Raw genomic sequence first — 19,504 nt, 5'->3', positions numbered from 1 at the left:
AACGGGCCGCCCGCCCGCTTCCCGCCCCGGAATTCCGGGCCCCGGGCCGCCGGAAGGGCTCCGGGGCCGGGCGTCCCGGCGTGCCGGAGCGGCCCGTATCGCGTACGTCTGGGGTGTCCGTGGAGGCGTGCCCCGCGCCCTCCCTCCGCCGGCCCTCGGTACCCAGGCCGTCACGCCTCTCGTACACAGGACCGGACACCGCAGGGCTCCGCCCCGGACGCCCTGACCGCCCGCGAGGAGCTCCCGATGCGCATCCGCCCCGTCCCCTCCGTGACCGGCGCACTGCTCGTCCTGGCCCTCGCCCTGCCCGCACTCGGCACGCCCCACGCGCACGCCCGTGCGCGCCAGGAACTCCCCGTCACCATCGGCCACCGCGGAGTCCCCGCCCAGGCGCCGGAGAACACGCTCGCCTCGATCGACAGGGCGGCCGCCCTGGGCATCCGGTGGGTCGAGAACGACGTCCAGCGCACCCGGGACGGGCAGCTGGTCGTCCTGCACGACACCACTTTGGAGCGGACCACGGACGCCCGGCGGCGCTTTCCCGGGCGCGCGCCCTGGAAGGTCGGCGACTTCACACTCGCCGAGATCGAGACGCTGGACGCGGGCAGCTGGTTCGACCGCCGCTTCGCCGGTGAGCGGGTGCCCACCCTGAGCAGCTACCTGCGCCGCGTCGACCACAACCACCAGCGGCTGCTGCTGGAGCTGAAGGCGCCCGAGCTCTACCCGGGCGTCGAGCAGCAGACGGTGGACGCACTGCGGCAGGCCAGCTGGCTGGACCGGCGGCACGTCAAGGACAGGCTGGTCGTCCAGAGCTTCGACGCGGCGTCGCTGCGCACGCTCCACCGGCTGCGCCCGGACGTCAAGAAGGGCTTCCTGGGCGCCCCGAAGACCGCCGACCTGCGCTCGTACGCCGCCTTCGCCGACCAGATCAACCCCGACCACGGGAACGTCACCGCCGACTGGGTCCGTGCCGTGCACGCGCTGAACGGTCCCCACGGGCACCGGCTGGAGATCGCCGCGTGGACCGTCGACGACCCCGCGCGGGCCGTCCGGCTCGGCCGCCTGGGCGTGGACGCCATCATCAGCAACGCGCCGCACGTCATCCAGGCCGCACTCGCCGAGGAGTCCGGCGAGGACCCCTTCGCGGGCGTCCCGCCCGAGCCGGCCGCCCTGTGACCCTCGGACACGTCCTACGCTGGGCACCGTGACGGATGCACCCGAACGGCCCTGGTCCTGGACGACGCTCGGCACCCCCATAGGCCCGCTGGGCCTCGCCGCGACGCCGGACGGCCTGGTCAGCGTCGTCTTCGGCGCCGACGCACAGGTCTCGGCGCGCGCCGTCGAGCGCCTCGCCGGGCGTCTGGGCTCCGCCCCCGCGGCCCCGGGGGCCCTGCTCGACGAGGTCTCCGCCCAGCTGGAGGCCTACTTCGCGGGCCGGCTGCGGTCCTTCTCGCTTCCCCTGGACTGGTCCCTGACCTCGGGCTTCAACCGCCGCGCCCTGCGCGAGCTGCACTCCGGCGTCCCCTACGGCAGCGTCGTCGCCTACCAGGACCTCGCCGACCGCCTCGGGGAGCCCGGCGCCGCCCGGGCCGTGGGCATGGCCATGGGCAGCAATCCCATCCCGGTCGTCGTACCGTGCCACCGCGTCGTCGAGGCCGGCGGCGGGCTGGGCGGCTTCGGCGGCGGCACGGAGACCAAGCGGGCGCTGCTGGCGCTGGAGGGGATCCTGCCGGAACCGTTGTTCTGAGCCCTGTTCCGGAGCGCGCCGCCGAGGGATCCTGGCAGCAGGAGATGGTGCGCCATGATGCGTACGGGCAACGAACCGATGACCGCCCGCAGTCCGCTGCGCCTCAGGTGCGGTCTCGCCGCCTGGGGAGCTCTCGTCACCGCGGCCGGCACCGCCGCCTTCGCCCTCGCGGGGCGCCCCGGCTGGGCCGTGGCCTGCGGGGTGCTGATGCTGGTGACCCTGGTGGACCTCACCATGATCATCCGGCATATCCGGCAGGGGCCGCACTACCAGCCGGGGCGGGACGTGCCGCCGTACGAACCCGTCGACGAACGCCCCGTGGATCTCGAGAACGTCAAGGATCTCAAGGACCCTCGCCCGGGAGAATGAACCGCCCGGCCCTCACTTCTCCTCGCTTCTCCTCACTTCTCCCCGAAGCGCGCCGCCTCCACGAAGTCGGGACGGGGATCGAGTGCCGCGGCGAGCCGGAAATGCCGGAGGGCCTCGGCGGGGCGGGCGGCGCGCTGGAGTGTGCGGCCCAGGGCGAAGTGGGCGAACGCGTTGTCGGGCTCGCGCTCGATGACGAGCTGGAATTCGAGCTCGGCGGGCCGGAGTTGGGCCGCGGCGAAGAACGCGCGGGCCCGCAGCAGCCGGGCCGCGGTGTTCTCGGGATGGGCGGTGATGACCGAGTCGAGGAGCTTGATCGCACCCCGCGGGTCCTGCGCGGCCAGCAACTGCTCCGCCGCCCGGAAGTCGATCACGTGGGTCTCGGGCGCCTGCTCGGACACGTCCGCGTTCCTTCCCTCGGTACAGCACGCACTCGGCAGATGCGTACGCACGGCGCATGCGCGTACGTACGACACCGCCTCGGAACGTCGCAGGGCGACGTCCTATTCCTGCCCGCGCTCCCCCGCACCATGTGCGGCCCGGCGGCGCAGTTCCGCCCAGAGCTCGCGCACCTGCGGTTCCAGGGCGTCGAGGGTGCCGTCGTTGTCGATGACCAGGTCGGCCACGGCCAGCCGTTCCTCGCGGGTCGCCTGGGCGGCCATCCGGGCACGGGCGTCTTCGGCGGTCATGCCGCGCAGCCGGACGAGCCGGTCGAGCCGGGTCTCGTCGGCCGCGTCCACGACGACGACCAGGTCGTACAGCGGGGCCAATCCGTTCTCGGCCAGCAGAGGCACGTCGTTGACGACGACCGCGTCGGGGCCCGCGGCCGCCTCCAGTTCGGCGGAGCGCGCCCGGACCAGGGGGTGCACGATGGCGTTGAGGGCGGCCAGGCGCTGTTCGTCGGCGAAGACGACCGCGCCGAGCCGCGGCCGGTCCAGGCTGCCGTCCGGGGCGAGGATCTCCGGCCCGAACTCCGCGACGACCGCGGCCAGTCCGGGAGTGCCGGGTCCGACCACTTCGCGCGCGATCCGGTCCGCGTCGACGATCACCGCTCCGTAGGAGGCGAGCAGCCGCGACACCTCGCTCTTGCCCGCGCCGATTCCGCCTGTGAGGCCCACTGTCAGCATGGGCCCCACGCTATCCGCCGGGCGGTCAGCGACCGCCGTCGCCCTCCCGGTCGGCGAGGAACCGCTCGAATTCGGCGGCCAGTTCGTCGGCGGAGGGCAGGTCGACGGGCTCGGCGACCAGGTTGCCGCGGGTCTCGGCGCCGGCCACCGCGTCGTACTGGTGCTCAAGTCCCCGTACGAGCGCGACGAGTTCCCCGTCGCCCTCGGCGATCTGGCGCTCGATCTCCTCCTGTGCGCGCAGTGCCGCGGTCCGCAGGCCGTGCGCGGTGTCCGGCAGGACGAGCCCGGTGGCGGCGGTGACCGCCTCCAGGGCGGTCAGCGCGGCGTCGGGGTAGGCGGAGCGGGCCAGGTAGTGCGGGACATGGGCGGCGACGCCCAGGACGTCGTGGCCCGCCTCGGCCAGCCGGAACTCGACGAGGGCCTCGGCGCTGCCGGGCACCTGGGCCTCGTCGAAGTGGCTGCGGTGGCCGGGCATGAGGTCGACGCGGTTGCCGTGCGGCGTGATGCCGACGGGGCGGGTGTGGGGGACGCCCATGGGGATGCCGTGGAAGTTGACCGACAGCCGCACCCCGAGCCGCTCCACCAACTGCCGTACGGCCGCGGCGAAGAGCTCCCACTCCACGTCCGGCTCGGGACCGGCGAGCAGCAGGAAGGGGGCGCCGGTGGCGTCCTGCACCAGGCGCAGCTCGATCGCCGGGGGTTCGTAGCCGCTCCAGTGGTCGCGACGGAAGGTCAGCAGGGGCCGGCGGGCGCGGTAGTCGACGAGCCGGTCGTGGTCGAAGCGGGCGACCACCTGGTGCGGCAGCCCGTCCAGGAGCCGCTCGGTGATCTGCGCGCCGGTCTCGCCTGCGTCGATGTAGCCGTCGAAGTGGTAGAGCATGACCAGACCGGCCGTGTCCTGGGCAAGAGCCAGGTCGGCCACGGCGAGCCCCTGGGGCTCCCATTCGTACAAACCCTGCGGATCCAACACGGTGACCGTTCCTCCTCATGTTCCGTACAGGGGAACGTCCTTGGCGGGCGCGGCCATTCCCGCGGAGGGCGAGGACAAGCAGAAGGGCCCGTTCCCCTCGCGGGGAACGGGCCCTTCCTCAGTCAGCTGTCAGCAGCTGCGGTCCCGAAGGACCACGGCTCACTGGCCGCCGGCGAGCTTCTCGCGCAGGGCGGCGAGAGCCTCGTCCGACGCCAGGGCGCCGGAGTTGTCGGCCGACTCCGAGGAGTACGAGCCACCGGAGACCGGGGCCTGCGCAGCGGCCTGGTCGCCAGCGGCGGCAGCCTCGGCGTCCGCCTCGCGGGACTTGATGACCTGCTGCTGGTGCTGCTCGAAGCGGGCCTGCGCCTCGGCGTACTGGCGCTCCCACTCCTCGCGCTGCTTCTCGTAGCCCGGCAGCCAGTCGTTGGCCTCGGGGTCGAAGCCCTCGGGGTAGATGTAGTTGCCCTGGTCGTCGTAGGACGCGGCCATGCCGTACAGGGTCGGGTCGAACTCGACCACGGACGGGTCGGCACCGAAGGACTCGTTGGCCTGCTTCAGCGAGAGGCTGATGCGGCGGCGCTCGAGGTCGATGTCGATGACCTTGACGAAGATCTCGTCGTTGACCTGGACGACCTGCTCCGGGATCTCCACGTGGCGCTCGGCCAGCTCGGAGATGTGGACCAGGCCCTCGATGCCCTCGTCGACGCGGACGAACGCACCGAACGGAACGAGCTTGGTGACCTTACCCGGGACGACCTGACCGATCTGGTGGGTCCGGGCGAACTGCTGCCACGGGTCTTCCTGGGTGGCCTTGAGCGACAGGGAGACGCGCTCGCGGTCCATGTCGACGTCCAGGACCTCGACCGTGACCTCCTGGCCGACCTCGACGACCTCGGACGGGTGGTCGATGTGCTTCCAGGACAGCTCGGAGACGTGGACGAGACCGTCGACGCCGCCCAGGTCCACGAAGGCACCGAAGTTGACGATGGAGGAGACGACGCCGGAGCGCACCTGGCCCTTCTGCAGGGTGGTGAGGAAGGTCTGGCGGACCTCGCTCTGGGTCTGCTCCAGCCAGGCACGGCGGGACAGGACCACGTTGTTGCGGTTCTTGTCCAGCTCGATGATCTTGGCCTCGAGCTCCTTGCCCACGTAGGGCTGCAGGTCGCGGACGCGGCGCATCTCGACCAGGGAGGCCGGGAGGAAGCCACGGAGGCCGATGTCGAGGATGAGACCACCCTTGACGACCTCGATGACGGTACCGGTGACGATCCCGTCCTCTTCCTTGATCTTCTCGATGGTGCCCCAGGCACGCTCGTACTGGGCGCGCTTCTTCGAGAGGATCAGGCGGCCTTCCTTGTCCTCCTTCTGGAGAACCAGGGCCTCGATCTCGTCGCCGACCTTGACGACCTCGTTCGGGTCGACGTCGTGCTTGATCGAGAGCTCGCGGGAGGGGATGACACCCTCGGTCTTGTAACCGATGTCGAGCAGGACCTCGTCCCGGTCGACCTTCACGATGACGCCGTCGACGATGTCGCCGTCGTTGAAGTACTTGATCGTCTCGTCGATCGCGGCGAGGAAGGCTTCCTCGTTACCGATGTCGTTGACCGCAACCTGCGGGGTGGTGGCGGTGGTCTCGGTGCTGCTCGTCATGTGGGAAAGGGCTCCGGTACGGACATTGAAGTCGTAGGTACTGCTACGCCGAGAGCCCGTATCGCACCGCCGAAGCCGGACAGCCTTGGAAGCGCACTTTCCGGGAGGCCGGGGGCCGCCGGAAGCGCCTCTAAACCGAGGGGACATACAACAAGTGCGAGCGCGGCCTGCTCCGTCTGAGGCGCGCAGGCCCGCAGCGCAACTTGTAGCATACGGGGGCAGCCGGAGACGGTCAATGCGCGAAGGCGCACACCCGGCACGAATCGCCACTTATCCGGCACAACTCGGGTTGTGCGAGGCCACGGCTGCCCCGGAGGCACACATCCGCGGGGCGGTCCGGGAGCGGACGCGAGCGAAGATTACGTCATGATCCAAGAATACGAGTCCGGTCCGGAACCGGAGGCCACCCGCCGGGACAGCGGCGTCACCGAGAGCAGCCGGGCCAGCCGCGGCTGGTGGGACCGCAACGCCGACGAATACCAGCAGGAGCACGGCGGCTTCCTGGGCGACGACCGCTTCGTCTGGGGCCCCGAGGGCCTCGACGAGGCCGAGGCCGGGCTGCTCGGCCCGGCGGCCGGGCTGGCCGGGCTGCGCGTGCTGGAGATCGGCGCCGGCGCGGCCCAGTGCTCGCGCTGGCTGGCCGCCCAGGGGGCGCACCCGGTCGCCCTGGACCTCTCCCACCGGCAGTTGCAGCACGCGCTGCGCATCGGCGCGGACTTCCCGCTGGTGGAGGCCGACGCGGGCGCCCTGCCCTTCGCCGACGGCTCCTTCGACCTGGCCTGCTCGGCCTACGGGGCCATTCCCTTCGTCGCCGACCCGGTGCTCGTGATGCGCGAGGTGCACCGGGTGCTGAGGCCCGGCGGGCGCTGGGTCTTCTCGGTCACCCACCCCGTCCGCTGGGCGTTCCCCGACGAGCCGGGTCCCGAGGGCCTGTCGGTGGCCGCCTCCTACTTCGACCGCACGCCCTATGTGGAACAGGACGAGACGGGCCGTGCCGTCTATGTGGAGCACCACCGCACCATCGGCGACCGGGTGCGCGATGTGGTGGCGGGCGGCTTCCGGCTGCTCGACCTGGTCGAGCCGGAGTGGCCCGACTGGAACCGGCAGGAGTGGGGCGGCTGGTCCCCGCTGCGCGGGCATCTGATCCCGGGGACGGCGGTCTTCGTGTGCGAAGCGCTCCGCGGGTAGTTCCGCGGGGAGTGCGGTAGGTCGTCTGCGGGCCGTCTGTGGCCGGGCGCGCAGTTCCCCGCGCCCCCTTCGGGGCTCGGTACTGCACGGGCTCCGCCGGGCCTGGGCGAGACTGGGGCCGTGATCCGTACCGAATCGCTGCAGCAGCTGCCCGTCCACGCCGCGCTCCCCGCCCTCGGGGAGGCGCTGGACGAGCGGGGCGTGGCGGTGCTCAGCGCGCCGCCCGGCACCGGCAAGACGACCCTGGTGCCGCTCGCCCTGGCCGGGCTCGTCCCGGGATGCGGCGACGGGGCGGCGCGCCGCGTGCTCGTCGCCGAACCCCGGCGCATGGCCGCGCGGGCCGCGGCCCGGCGCATGGCGTGGCTGCTCGGCGAGGAGCCGGGCGGCGCGGTCGGCTTCACCGTGCGGGGCGAGCGCCGGGTCGGCCCGGGCACCCGGGTCGAGGTCGTGACCACGGGCGTCCTCCTGCAGCGGATCCAGCGGGACCCCGAGCTCACCGGCGTCGACGTGGTGCTGATGGACGAGTGCCACGAGCGGCACCTGGACGCCGACACCGCGATGGCCTTCCTCGTGGACGTCCGCGCCACCCTGCGGCCGGACCTGCGGCTGATCGCGGCCTCCGCGACCTCGGACACCGCGGCCTGGTCGCAGCTGCTGACCGTGCTGGACGGCACGGGCCCCGCGCCGGTGGTCCACGGCGGTGGCCGGGGCCACGCGGTCGGCGTCGTCTTCGCCGCCCCGCCGCCGGGCATCCGCCCGCCGCACGGCACCCGGGTGGACCCGGCGCAGCTGGCCCACGTGGCGGCCACGGTGCGGCGCGCGCTGAGCATGCGGGACGGGGACGTGCTGTGCTTCCTGCCCGGCGTGGGCGAGATCGGCCGGGTGGCCGGGCTGCTCGCGGACGTGGACGCGGAGGTGCTCCAGCTCCACGGGCGGGCGCCGGCCGCCGTGCAGGAGGCGGTGCTGCGCGGCCCCGGTCGGCGGCGGCGGGTGATCCTCGCGACGTCCGTGGCGGAGTCCAGCCTGACGGTGCCCGGGGTGCGCATCGTCGTGGACTCGGGCCTGGCCCGCGAGCCACGCATGGACCATGCGCGGGGGCTCGGTTCGCTGACGACCGTGCGGGTCTCCGAGGCGACCGCGACGCAGCGGATGGGGCGGGCGGGCCGCGAGGCCCCGGGGCTCGTCCTGCGCTGCTGGGCGGGGGCGGAGGACGGCGGGCGGCCGCGGTTCCCTGCGCCGGAGATCGCCGTCGCGGACCTGGCGGCGTTCGCCCTGCAAGCCGCCTGCTGGGGTGATCCGGACGCGTCCGGGCTGGCCCTGCTCGACCCGCCGCCCGCGGGCGCGCTGGCGGCGGCCCGGGCGGTGCTGACGGCGACGGGTGCCGTGGACGCGTCGGGGCGTCCGACGGAGCGCGGCCGGGCGATGGCACGGATAGGTGTGCATCCGCGCCTGGCGCGTGCCCTGCTGGACGGCGCGCGCGAGGTCGGTGCGCGCCGGGCGGCCGGGATTGTCGCACTGCTGAGCGAGGAACCGCCGCGCGAGTACGGCGACGACTTGGCGGCGGCGTGGCGCGCGGCCCGGCGCGGCAACGACGCGTACGGGGCGCGGTGGCGTACGGAGGCGCGCAGGCTGGAGAACGCGCTGCAGGGCGAGGGGCACAGCGGCAACGGCGTCCACCGGCTCACGGACGATGCCGCGGCCGGGTTCGTCGCCGCCCTCGCGTTCCCCGAGCGGGTGGCGCGGGCGCGGGGCGAGGGCTCGTACCTGATGGCTTCGGGGACGCGGGCCGAGCTCGGGGACGGCACGCAGCTGCGCGGCGCACCATGGGTGGCCGTGGCGGTGGCGGACCGGCCCGTGGCGTCCGCATCGGCGCGGGTGCGGCTCGGCGCCGTCATCGACGAGGACACGGCCCGCGCCGCCGCCGGGGCCCTGCTGGTGCAGGGCGAGGAGGTGCACTGGTCCGAGGAGCGGCGCGACGTGGTGGCCCGGCGCGTGGAGCGGCTGGGCGCGGTGGAGCTGGGCTCCGGCACCCTGGCCGCCCCGGACCCGGACCTGGTGCGGGCCGCGCTGCTGGACGGGCTGCGGCGCGAGGGCCTGGGGCTGCTGCGCTGGACGGCGGAGGCCGCCGGGCTGCGGACGCGGATGGCGTTCCTGCACCGGGAGCTGGGCGGGCCGTGGCCGGACGTGTCCGATGCGGCGCTGCTGGACGGGGCGGAGGACTGGCTCGGCTGGGAGCTCGGGCGGGCCCGAAGGCGGGCCGACCTGGAACGGCTGGACGCGGGCAAGGCGCTGGAGCGGCTGCTGCCGTGGGCCTCCGGCGACGCGGCGCGGCTGGACGAGCTGGCTCCCGAGCGGATCGGGGTTCCGAGCGGTTCGCGGATCCGCGTGGAGTACGGGGAGGGGCAGCCCGTGCTGGCCGTCAAGCTGCAGGAGCTGTTCGGGCTGCGGGAGACGCCCCGGGTGGCGGGGGGCCGGGTGCCGGTGCTCGTCCACCTGCTCTCGCCGGCCGGGCGGCCGGCCGCCGTGACGGCCGACCTGGAGTCCTTCTGGCGGGACGGGTACCGGGCGGTGCGGGCCGAGTTGCGGGGGCGGTATCCGCGGCATCCGTGGCCGGAGGATCCGGCCGCGGCGGTGGCGACGCGGCGGGTCAACCCGCGGCGCGGGTGACGGCGCCCCGTCAGGGGCGCCCCGTAGGGGCGCCTAAGACTTACGGCAGGTACCGCTCCAGTGCTGCCGCGCCCTTTTCCTCGATGTGGCGCCTGGCCAGTTCGACCCGTTCCGGGGTCACGTCATGGCCCGACGCCATGACCAGGTCTTCCGGGTCGAACGGACGCTCACTGCCGGTGAAGAGCCGGCTCGGCCCGGACGCGGCGTTCTTGTCCTCGGGTGTCTCCTTCACGGCGAGCCTCCTCTGCTCAGCGGCCCTCGGGGGCCGGCCGTGCGGTTTTCCCTCCATCGTGTGACAGGTCGCCCGAATGTGCACGCCGGTTCCGGGCGCGGATCTCCAGCACCAGGGCGAGCGCGAGCAGTGCGGCGCCGAGGACCGGCAGGCCCCACGGGAGGTAGGTCGTGAGCAGCAGGACGAGCTGCCGCTGCGACGACACGAGGGCGACGGTGGAGTCGACATAGTCCGGCCGCATCGCCACGTGCCCGGCGAAGGCGGTGATCGGCTGCTTCTCCGGGTGCCCGGTCCAGCGGAGCTCCTCGCGATGGTCCTCCTCGCCGTTGACCGGGGCCCCGGTGACGGGGTCGACCCAGAACATGCGGGTGGTGGTGTACCAGCGCTCCAGGCCCAGCTGCCGGACGGTGTCGGGGGTGACGCCCAGCGGCAGCGTCCTGGGGACGGGGACCTTGGTCCACGGGATCGTCTGCTCGAAGCAGTAGACCTCCAGGCCGTGGAAGGTGCGGGTGCCCCGGTAGTGGATGGGGGCGGAGGTGCGGGTCTGCATGTCGAAGTAGCGGTAGTCGTGCTTGCGGACCAGGAAGGGCCACTTGTACTCGATGCCGTCGCGGCGCACGGGCGTGCCGTCGACGCTTTCGCCGCCCGCGTGCAGCGGCTGCTGGGTGTGGGCGTCGAAGACATAGCGCTCGGGGATGCGGGAGACCATGGCGCCGTCGGGTCCGGCGACGTAGGTGAGGGTGTCCCAGACGACGGCGTCCCGTCCGGTCTCGGCCCTGACCCTGGCGGCCTGTTCGGTGTTGCCCTTGAGGGTCTCGATCATGGTGACCTTGGAGACCCGGCGCGGTTGCAGGGTGGCGTAGTCGACGAGGGTGGCGTCCTTGGCCTCCAGCACGACCGCCTGGTAGCGCCCGGCGGGGACCTCGGCCAGCCGGGGGAAGGCGTACCAGCGCAGCAGCGGTGACAGGGCGGTGCAGAACACGGCGAGGGCGAGCAGGACCAGGCTCGCTCGGCGGCGCACGGCGCGTTCCCCGGCCTACGGGTGCGCGGGCGGCGAGGTCAGCAGGGGCCGGGGCGAGGTGTGGCCGCGGGGCGGGCCGATGGCGGTGACCGTGACGACGAGGACGAGGGCGGCGGCCAGTCCGATGACCGCGGCGGCCAGTGCGCGCATTGCTCGGCCTCCCTTGCTCCGGCAGCGAATTGACGAAGCGTCAGAAAAACGGGAGGGGCACGCTAGCAACACGCGGCGAAGAGGGGAACAGGCAGAGCGCTCCTGCCCGCCCTGCGCCAACAGGCAGGGCGGGCAGGGGCGTTCGCGTCAGTGCGCCGCGGACTCCCAGTCGGCGCCGACGCCGACGGAGACGTCCAGCGGGGCGCGCAGCTCCGCGGCCCCGGCCATCTCGCGGCGGACCAGCTCCTCGACCTGCTCCCGCTCGCCGGGGGCGATCTCCAGCACGATTTCGTCGTGCACCTGGAGCAGCATCCGCGAGGAGAGGCGCTCCGCCTCGATCGCCTCGGCCACGCGCAGCATGGCGATCTTGACGATGTCGGCGGCGGTGCCCTGGATCGGCGCGTTGAGCGCCATGCGCTCGGCCATCTCGCGGCGCTGGCGGTTGTCGCTGTTGAGGTCGGGCAGGTAGCGGCGGCGGCCGAGGATGGTCTCGGTGTAGCCGGTGGCCCGGGCCTCCTCGACGACGCGCTGCAGGTAGTCCCGGACGCCGCCGAAGCGCTCGAAGAAGGTGTCCATCAGCTTGCGCGCCTCGTCCGGCGCGATGTTCAGCTGCTGGGACAGGCCGAAGGCCGACAGCCCGTAGGCCAGGCCGTAGGACATGGCCTTGATCTTGCGGCGCATCTCCGGGTCGACCTCGGACTTGGCGACGCCGAAGACCTGCGAGGCGACGGTGGTGTGCAGGTCCTCGCCGGAGGCGAAGGCCTCGATCAGGCCCTCGTCCTCGGAGAGGTGGGCCATCACGCGCAGCTCGATCTGGCTGTAGTCGGCCGTCATGAGGGACTCGTAGCCGTCGCCGACGACGAAGCCGCGGCGGATGGCGCGGCCCTCGTACGTGCGCACCGGGATGTTCTGCAGGTTGGGGTCGGTGGACGACAGCCGGCCGGTGGCCGCCACCGTCTGGTTGAAGGTGGTGTGGATGCGGCCGTCGGGGGCGATGGCCTTGATCAGGCCCTCGACCGTGGAGCGCAGCTTGGACTGCTCGCGGTGGCGCAGCATGATGACCGGCAGCTCGTTCTCCGTCTGGGAGGCGAGCCAGGCCAGGGCGTCGGCGTCGGTGGTGTAACCGGTCTTGGTCTTCTTCGTCCTGGGCAGGCCCAGTTCGCCGAAGAGGACCTCCTGCAGCTGCTTGGGCGAGCCCAGGTTGAACTCGCGGCCCGCGGCGGCGTGCGCCTCCTGCACGGCCTGCTGCACGGCGGCGGCGAACTGCTGCTCCATGCGCTCCAGCCAGCCGCGGTCGGCGGCGATGCCGGCCCGCTCCAGGCCGGCCAGCATGGTGCTGGTGGGCAGCTCGACGTCGGTCAGCAGACCGGCGGCGCCCACGTCCTTCAGGCGGGCGGCGAACGCCTCGCCGAGGTCCAGGACGGTGCGCGCGCGGCCCATCAGGGCGTCGGCCTCGGCCTGTTCGTCGGCGCCGAAGGCCAGCTGCCCGTCGCCCGCGGCGGCGGTGGCCAGTTCGCGGCCGAGGTACTCCACGGACAGGACGTCGAGCGCGAAGGAGCGGCGGCCGGGCTTGACCAGGTAGGCGGCGAGGGCGGTGTCCATGGTGACGCCCTCGACGCGCCAGCCGTGGTCGGCGAAGACGCGCATGACGGCCTTGGCGTCGTGCATCACCTTGGGGCGGGCGGCGTCCGCGCTCCAGGCGGCGAACGCCTGCTCGTCGGCCTCGTCCAGCTCGGCCGGGTCGAACCAGGCGGCCGGGCCCTCCGCCGTCGCCAGGGCGATCTCGGCGACCCGGCCGCTGCCCTGCGACCAGCTGTCGACGATGGCCACGCCCAGGGCGCCCGCGCCGTACTCGGCGAGCCAGGGGGCGAGCTCGCCCGTGCCCAGCACCGCGCCGTCCACCTCGGCACCGGCGGCCGGGGCCGGCTCCTCGGCGTTCTCCGCACCGGGGTCGGCGGCGAGCAGCCGGTCGCGCAGGCCCTGGTTGCGGATCTCCAGCTTCTCCAGGAAAGCGACCAGCGCCTGCCGGTCGTACGCGGCCCGGACCAGGCCCTCGGGGCCCGTGGGCAGCTCGACGTCGCGCACCATCTCGGTGAGACGGCGGTTGAGCTTGACCGCCTCCAGGTGGTCGCGCAGATTCTGCCCGGCCTTGCCCTTGACCTCCTCGACGCGCTCGACCAACTCGGCGAACGAACCGAACTGGTTGATCCACTTCGCGGCCGTCTTCTCCCCGACGCCGGGGATGCCGGGGAGGTTGTCCGAGGGGTCGCCGCGCAGGGCGGCGAAGTCCGGGTACTGCTGCGGGGAGAGGCCGTACTTCTCCTGGACCTTCTCCGGGGTGAAGCGCGTGAGCTCGGAGACGCCCTTGGTGGGGTAGAGCACGGTGACGGCGTCCGAGACGAGCTGGAAGGAGTCGCGGTCGCCGGTGACGATCGCGACCTCGAAGCCCTCGGCCTCGGCCTGGGTGGCCAGCGTGGCGATGACGTCGTCGGCCTCGAAGCCGTCGACGGCGAAGCGCCGGACGCCCATCGCGTCGAGCATCTCGCCGATCAGCGCGACCTGGCCCTTGAACTCGTCGGGCGTCTTGGAGCGCGTCGCCTTGTACTCCGGGAACTCCTCCGAGCGCCAGGTCTTGCGCGAGACGTCGAAGGCCACCGCGAAGTGCGTGGGCGTCTCGTCACGCAGGGTGTTGGCCAGCATCGAGGCGAAGCCGTACACCGCGTTCGTCGTCTGGCCGTCGGAGGTGGTGAAGTTCTCCGCGGGCAGCGCAAAGAATGCCCGATACGCCATGGAATGCCCGTCCATCAGGAGCAGGCGCGGACGGCCTCCCTCCGCCGCCTCGCTGCCGGTCGGTTCATTCATTGCGGTCCCGGATGTCGATGCCTTTGCTGCCACGTCCCCGATCCTGCCACGCCCCACCGACAATCACGGCCACCCGGCCTCGGCTCCCCCGCTGTCGGTGCCCCGTGACAGGATCGGCACCGTACGACACCGCGCACCACCGACCGCTCAAGGGGAGCGAGATGGCAGGCAAGCCGCCCACCGGCGATCCCGTACAGGACGCACCCGACGTCACCGCCCCGCAGCACGCCGCCGCCGGGCTGCCCGCCGTCGCCCACTCCCTGCGCCACGCCCACCGGCAGATGGGCGTCCGCCGCACCGCGCTCACCCTCCTCAAGGTCAACCAGAAGGACGGCTTCGACTGCCCGGGCTGCGCCTGGCCCGAGCCCGACAAGCGCCACGCCGCCGAGTTCTGCGAGAACGGCGCCAAGGCCGTCGCGGAGGAGGCCACGCTGCGCCGGGTCACCCCGGCCTTCTTCGCCGAGCACTCCGTCGCCTCCCTCGCGGAGCGCAGCGGCTACTGGCTGGGCCAGCAGGGCCGGCTCACCCATCCCATGTACCTGGCGGACGGCGCCGAGCACTACGAGCCGGTGAGCTGGGAGCGGGCGTTCGACATCATCGGCGAGGAACTGGCCGCGCTGGACAGCCCGGACGAGGCCGTCTTCTACACCTCGGGCCGCACGAGCAACGAGGCCGCCTTCCTCTACCAGCTCTTCGCCCGCGAGTTCGGCACCAACAACCTGCCGGACTGCTCCAACATGTGCCACGAGTCCTCCGGCTCGGCCCTGACGGAGACCATCGGCATCGGCAAGGGCAGCGTCCTGCTCGAAGACCTCCACAAGGCGGATCTGATCATCGTCGCCGGGCAGAACCCCGGTACGAACCATCCCCGCATGCTCAGCGCCCTGGAGAAGGCCAAGGCCGGCGGGGCGCGGATCATCACGGTCAACCCGCTGCCCGAGGCGGGCCTGGAGCGCTTCAAGAACCCGCAGAACGCCAAGGGCCTGGCCGGCGGCGGCACTTCGCTCACCGATCTCTTCCTGCAGATCCGCCTCGGCGGCGACCAGGCCCTCTTCCGCCTCCTCAACCGCCTGATCCTGGAGACCGAGGGCGCGGTCGACGAGGAGTTCGTCCGCGAGCACACGCACGGCTTCGAGGAGTTCGACCGCGCCGCCCGCGCCGCCGACTGGGACGAGACCCTGCGCGCCACCGGCCTGCGCCGCGAGGAGATCGAGAGCGCCCTGCGCATGGTCCTCGCCTCCCGCCGCACCGTCGTCTGCTGGGCCATGGGCCTCACCCAGCACAAGCACGCCGTCCCCACCATCAGGGAGGTCGTCAACTTCCTCCTCCTGCGCGGCAACATCGGCCGCCCCGGCGCCGGCGTCTGCCCCGTCCGCGGGCACAGCAACGTCCAGGGCGACCGCACCATGGGCATCTTCGAGCGCCCCGCCCCCGCCTTCCTCGACGCCCTGGAGCGGGAGTTCGGCTTCGCCCCGCCCCGGCACCACGGCCTCGACGTCGTCCGCGCCATCCGCGCCCTGCGCGACGGACAGGCCAAGGTCTTCCTCGCCATGGGCGGCAACTTCGTCTCCGCCACTCCCGACACCGACGTCACCGAGGCCGCGGTCCGCCGCGCCCGGCTCACCGTCCACGTCTCCACCAAGCTCAACCGCTCGCACGTGGTCACCGGCGCCCGCGCCCTGATCCTGCCCACCCTCGGCCGCACCGAGCGCGACCGGCAGGCGGGCGGCGAGCAGTTCGTCACCGTCGAGGACTCCATGGGCATGGTCCACGCCTCCCGCGGCCGCCTGGCCCCGGCGAGCGACCAGTTGCTCTCCGAGCCCGCCATCGTGTGCCGCCTGGCCCGCCGTGTCCTCGGCGACAAGAGCAGCACGCCGTGGGAGGAGTTCGAGAAGGACTACGGCACCGTCCGCGACCGCATCGCCCGCGTGATCCCCGGCTTCGAGGACTTCAACGCCCGCGTCGCACGGCCCGGGGGCTTCACCCTCCCGCATGCCCCGCGCGACAGCCGCACCTTCCCCACCGCCACCGGCAAGGCCAACTTCACCGCCGCCCCGGTCGAGTTCCCTCGCGCGCCCGAAGGACGCCTGCTGCTGCAGACCCTGCGCTCGCACGACCAGTACAACACCACCATCTACGGCCTCGACGACCGTTACCGGGGCATCAGGAACGGCCGCCGCGTCGTCCTCGTCCACCCCGACGACGCGCGTGAACGCGGCCTGGCCGACGGCTCGTACGCCGATCTCGTCAGCGAATGGACGGACGGCAGCGAGCGCCGCGCCCCCGGCTTCCGCGTCGTCCACTACCCCACCGCACGCGGCTGTGCCGCCGCCTACTACCCGGAGACCAACGTCCTGGTCCCCCTCGACCACACCGCCGACACCAGCAACACCCCCGCCAGCAAGTCCCTCGTCATCAGGCTGGAGAGCGCAGCAGGGCCCGACCCGGCCGGCGAGGGCTCCGGCGCCGCCTGATAGGACGGTCCGGCACAGGACGGTTCACCCCGTACGACCCGTACGGCCAACGACGATCGGAGCCGCGACACATGGGCGAGCACAGCACCACCCGCTTTCCGCAGGAGATCCTGGACCAGTGGGCGGACAGCGGGCTGGACCTTCCCACCCTGTTCTCCGCAGGACACCTCGGCGAGCGCATGAGCGTCCGCGTCACCGAGGCCTCGCCCGAGCGCGTCGTCGGCACCATGCCCGTCGAGGGCAACACCCAGCCCTACGGCCTGCTGCACGGCGGCGCCTCCGCGGTGCTCGCCGAGACGCTCGGCTCGGTCGGTGCCATGCTGCACGGCGGTCCCTCGCGGTTCGCCGTCGGCGTCGACCTCAACTGCACCCACCACCGCGGGGTGCGCTCCGGCATGGTCACCGGTGTCGCCACGCCGGTCCACCGCGGGCGCACCAGCGCCGTCTACGAGATCGCCATCACCGACGAGCAGGGCAGGCGGGTCTGCTCCGCGCGGCTCACCTGTGTGGTGCGCGACGCCTGAGCGCTCCGCCGGAGGGCCGGTTGTCATGTGCGGGTGGCGTTGTGGCTGGGGGCGCAGTTCCCCGCGCCCCTTCGGGGCGCGATATCCGGAACCTGATCTGCGTCATAACAAGACAGTCACAGCATGGCCCGGCCCACTGCCCGCCACCGCCGGGCACCCCCTAAAGTCACGGCCCATCACACCCCGCCGGGCGGTCGACACCCCAGCACGATCCCTTCCTTGCCGCATCCGGCCGGTGAATCGGCACCTCGGTACGAGGCCGCCGCGCGAGGGAAAGGAATCACCGTGCAACGCCGTTCCCTGCTCATCCTCATCACCGCACTCACCACCGGCTCCCTCACCCTGACGGCCTGCGGATCACGCGGCGGCAAAAGCGATACCGGAAGCAGCGACACCGGCAAACAGACCACGGTCGTCATCGGCGTCGACGGCCCCATGACCGGATCGCTCTCCCCCGTGGGTCAGGGCATCAAGAACAGCGTCGACCTCGCCGTCCGCACCGCCAACAAGAACAAGGAAGTCAAAGGCGTCACGTTCAGAACCGAAGTCCTCGACGACCAGGCCGTGCCCGGCACCGGTCAGCAGAACGCCGCCAAACTCGTCGCCGACCAGGGCGTCCTGGGCGTCGTCGGACCCCTCAACTCCGGGGTGTCCCAGTCCATGCAGGGCGTCTTCGCGAAAGCCGGCCTCGCCCAGGTCTCGCCCTCGAACACCAACCCCGCACTCAGCCAGGGCGACAACTGGGCCAAGGGCGAGAAGAAACGGCCCTTCACCACCTACTTCCGCACCGCCACCACCGACATCATCCAGGGCCGTTTCGCCGCCCAGTACCTGTTCAAGGACGCCCACAAGAAAAAGGTCTTCGTCGTCGACGACAAACAGGCCTACGGCGCGGGAATAGCCACCATCTTCGCCGACGAATTCAGGAAACAGGGCGGCGAGATCGCCGGCACCGACCATCTCACGGTCAAGGAGACCGACTTCTCCAGCATCGCCGAGAAGATCAAGAACTCGGGTGCCGACTCCGTCTACTTCGGCGGCCAGTTCCCCGAGGGCGGCCTGCTCTCCGGCCAGGTGAAGAAGGCGGGGGCGCACATTCCCCTCATGGGCGGCGACGCCATCTACGACCCGGGATTCATCCACGCCTCCGGCGAGAACAAGGACGGCGACCTGGCCACCTCCGTCGGATACCCCGTCGACCAGCTCGACTCCGCCAAGGCCTTCGTGAAGAACTACAAGGACGCGGGCTACAAGGACCCGTACGCCGCCTACGGCGGATACGCCTACGACGCCGCCTGGGCGCTCGTCCAGGCCGTCAAGCAGGCCGTCGGCGACAACGACGGAAAACTTCCCGCCGACGCCCGCGGCAAGATCGTCGACGCCCTGTCCAAGGTGTCCTTCGACGGCGTCACCGGGCACGTCTCCTTCGACCGGTACGGGGACAACACCAACAAACAGCTGACGGTCTATCAAGTCACCGACGGTGTCTGGAAGTCCCTCAAGAGCGCCACGTTCAAGGACTGATGGGCGACGGGCCATCACCCGGCCCACACCTCGCGCGGCACCACATCCGACACTTCCCTCGGAGGCCGGCGGTGCACGAACTGCCGCAAACACTGGTCAACGGACTCGCCCTCGGTGCTCTCTACGGCCTCGTCGCCATCGGGTACACCATGGTCTACGGCATCGTCCAGCTCATCAACTTCGCCCATGGCGAGATCGTCATGACGGGTGCCTTCGGCGCCCTCACCGTCCACCTCTGGCTTCCCGGTCTCCCGCTCGCCGCGGCCCTGCCGCTGATGCTCATCGGGGGCGCGCTCGTGTCCGTCTCCGTCGCCGTCGCCGCCGAGCGCTTCGCCTACCGGCCGCTGCGCGACGCGCCCCGCCTGGCGCCGCTCATCACCGCGATCGGCCTGTCCATCGCCCTCCAGCAGATCGTCTGGGCCTTCTACCCCAACGCCAAGAAACCCCGTCCCTTCCCCCAGTTCGGCGACTCCTTCCAGCTCACCGGCAGTCTGCGCATCCAGCGCGACGACCTCTTCGTGCTCATCGCCGCGCCCCTGTGCATGCTCGCCCTCGGCTGGTTCACCGCCAGGAGCCGCACCGGACGCGCCATGCAGGCCACCGCCCAGGACCCCGGCACCGCACGGCTCATGGGCATCGACACCGACCGCATCATCGCCGTGGCCTTCGCCATCGGCGGGGCCTTCGCCGGCGTCGCCGCCGTCGCCCAGGGGCTGCGCACCGGAACGATCAACTTCGAGATGGGGTTCATCCTCGGCCTCAAGGCCTTCACCGCCGCCGTCCTCGGCGGCATCGGCAACATCTACGGCGCCATGCTCGGCGGCGTCGTCCTGGGCATCGCCGAGGCCGCCGCCATCACCTACATCCAGAACATCCCCGGCATGAGCCAACTCGGCGGCGGAGGCTGGAAGGACGTCTGGGCCTTCGTCCTCCTCATCGTCGTCCTCCTCGTCAGGCCGCAGGGCCTGCTCGGCGAACGCGTCGCGGATCGGGCGTGAGACC

General features: G+C 72.3%; 17 protein-coding genes. 9 read left to right on the top strand and 8 right to left on the bottom strand.

Annotation, left to right across the window (positions count from 1 at the left end; all coding sequences use genetic code 11):
* The first annotated feature begins 246 nt into the window (after nucleotides 1-246).
* From HG542_RS11300 to HG542_RS11290, 3 genes are read left to right on the top strand one after another with little or no spacing between them, the layout of a single operon-like run.
* Nucleotides 247-1,176, top strand: a complete 930-nt coding sequence (locus HG542_RS11300) for a glycerophosphodiester phosphodiesterase (RefSeq protein ID WP_171080210.1) — start codon at nucleotides 247-249, stop codon at nucleotides 1,174-1,176.
* A 28-nt stretch (nucleotides 1,177-1,204) separates the two neighbouring features.
* The gene (locus HG542_RS11295) at nucleotides 1,205-1,747 is read left to right on the top strand and encodes a methylated-DNA--[protein]-cysteine S-methyltransferase (protein ID WP_171080209.1); all 543 of its coding nucleotides are present in this window, start codon (nucleotides 1,205-1,207) and stop codon (nucleotides 1,745-1,747) included.
* A 57-nt stretch (nucleotides 1,748-1,804) separates the two neighbouring features.
* Nucleotides 1,805-2,116, top strand: coding sequence for a DUF6343 family protein (locus HG542_RS11290; protein WP_171080301.1), 312 nt, complete (start codon nucleotides 1,805-1,807; stop codon nucleotides 2,114-2,116).
* 32 nt (nucleotides 2,117-2,148) lie between these two features.
* Here HG542_RS11290 and HG542_RS11285 read toward each other — a convergent pair whose 3' ends face one another.
* From HG542_RS11285 to rpsA, 4 genes are all read right to left on the bottom strand, one after another.
* Entirely contained in the window at nucleotides 2,149-2,514 is a 366-nt protein-coding gene (locus tag HG542_RS11285) for a tetratricopeptide repeat protein (protein WP_171080207.1), read from the bottom strand.
* Between the two features lie 102 nt (nucleotides 2,515-2,616).
* On the bottom strand, nucleotides 2,617-3,240 hold the full coding sequence (coaE, locus tag HG542_RS11280) for a dephospho-CoA kinase (protein WP_171080206.1): 624 nt from the start codon (nucleotides 3,238-3,240) through the stop codon (nucleotides 2,617-2,619).
* Nucleotides 3,241-3,265: 25 nt separating this feature from the next.
* Nucleotides 3,266-4,210, bottom strand: a complete 945-nt coding sequence (locus HG542_RS11275; protein WP_171080204.1) for a PAC2 family protein — start codon at nucleotides 4,208-4,210, stop codon at nucleotides 3,266-3,268.
* A 159-nt stretch (nucleotides 4,211-4,369) separates the two neighbouring features.
* Entirely contained in the window at nucleotides 4,370-5,860 is a 1,491-nt protein-coding gene (gene rpsA, locus HG542_RS11270; RefSeq protein ID WP_171080203.1) for a 30S ribosomal protein S1, read from the bottom strand.
* A 366-nt stretch (nucleotides 5,861-6,226) separates the two neighbouring features.
* Here rpsA and HG542_RS11265 point away from each other — a divergent pair, with 366 nt between their 5' ends.
* Nucleotides 6,227-7,048: a class I SAM-dependent methyltransferase gene (locus tag HG542_RS11265; protein ID WP_171080202.1), complete on the top strand. Its 822-nt coding sequence runs from the start codon at nucleotides 6,227-6,229 to the stop codon at nucleotides 7,046-7,048.
* Nucleotides 7,049-7,168: 120 nt separating this feature from the next.
* Nucleotides 7,169-9,715, top strand: a complete 2,547-nt coding sequence (gene hrpB / locus HG542_RS11260) for an ATP-dependent helicase HrpB (RefSeq protein ID WP_171080200.1) — start codon at nucleotides 7,169-7,171, stop codon at nucleotides 9,713-9,715.
* Between the two features lie 40 nt (nucleotides 9,716-9,755).
* Here hrpB and HG542_RS11255 read toward each other — a convergent pair whose 3' ends face one another.
* The 4 genes from HG542_RS11255 to polA all read right to left on the bottom strand — a co-directional run bounded on the left by HG542_RS11255 (nucleotide 9,756) and on the right by polA (nucleotide 13,980).
* Nucleotides 9,756-9,947: a hypothetical protein gene (locus HG542_RS11255; protein ID WP_171080198.1), complete on the bottom strand. Its 192-nt coding sequence runs from the start codon at nucleotides 9,945-9,947 to the stop codon at nucleotides 9,756-9,758.
* 16 nt (nucleotides 9,948-9,963) lie between these two features.
* The gene (pgfA, locus tag HG542_RS11250; protein WP_171080196.1) at nucleotides 9,964-10,968 is read right to left on the bottom strand and encodes a cell envelope lipid trafficking protein PgfA; all 1,005 of its coding nucleotides are present in this window, start codon (nucleotides 10,966-10,968) and stop codon (nucleotides 9,964-9,966) included.
* Between the two features lie 15 nt (nucleotides 10,969-10,983).
* Entirely contained in the window at nucleotides 10,984-11,118 is a 135-nt protein-coding gene (locus tag HG542_RS11245; protein WP_171080195.1) for an SPW_0924 family protein, read from the bottom strand.
* A 147-nt stretch (nucleotides 11,119-11,265) separates the two neighbouring features.
* A complete protein-coding gene (gene polA, locus HG542_RS11240) occupies nucleotides 11,266-13,980 on the bottom strand; it encodes a DNA polymerase I (RefSeq protein ID WP_171080193.1) in 2,715 nt (904 codons plus the stop codon).
* 161 nt (nucleotides 13,981-14,141) lie between these two features.
* Between polA and HG542_RS11235 the strand changes: the two genes are divergently transcribed.
* From HG542_RS11235 to HG542_RS11220, 4 genes are all read left to right on the top strand, one after another.
* Complete coding sequence (locus tag HG542_RS11235; RefSeq protein ID WP_171080191.1) at nucleotides 14,142-16,454, top strand: FdhF/YdeP family oxidoreductase; 2,313 nt, start codon at nucleotides 14,142-14,144, stop codon at nucleotides 16,452-16,454.
* 71 nt (nucleotides 16,455-16,525) lie between these two features.
* A complete protein-coding gene (locus HG542_RS11230; RefSeq protein ID WP_171080190.1) occupies nucleotides 16,526-16,978 on the top strand; it encodes a PaaI family thioesterase in 453 nt (150 codons plus the stop codon).
* 285 nt (nucleotides 16,979-17,263) lie between these two features.
* Nucleotides 17,264-18,502: a branched-chain amino acid ABC transporter substrate-binding protein gene (locus HG542_RS11225; protein WP_171080188.1), complete on the top strand. Its 1,239-nt coding sequence runs from the start codon at nucleotides 17,264-17,266 to the stop codon at nucleotides 18,500-18,502.
* Nucleotides 18,503-18,573: 71 nt separating this feature from the next.
* On the top strand, nucleotides 18,574-19,500 hold the full coding sequence (locus HG542_RS11220; protein WP_171080186.1) for a branched-chain amino acid ABC transporter permease: 927 nt from the start codon (nucleotides 18,574-18,576) through the stop codon (nucleotides 19,498-19,500).
* Nucleotides 19,501-19,504: the final 4 nt, after the last annotated feature.

This window comes from Streptomyces morookaense, from assembly GCF_013030945.1.
In the GTDB taxonomy this organism is placed as follows: domain Bacteria; phylum Actinomycetota; class Actinomycetes; order Streptomycetales; family Streptomycetaceae; genus Streptomyces; species Streptomyces morookaensis.
This window is presented reverse-complemented; position numbering and strand designations above follow the sequence as displayed.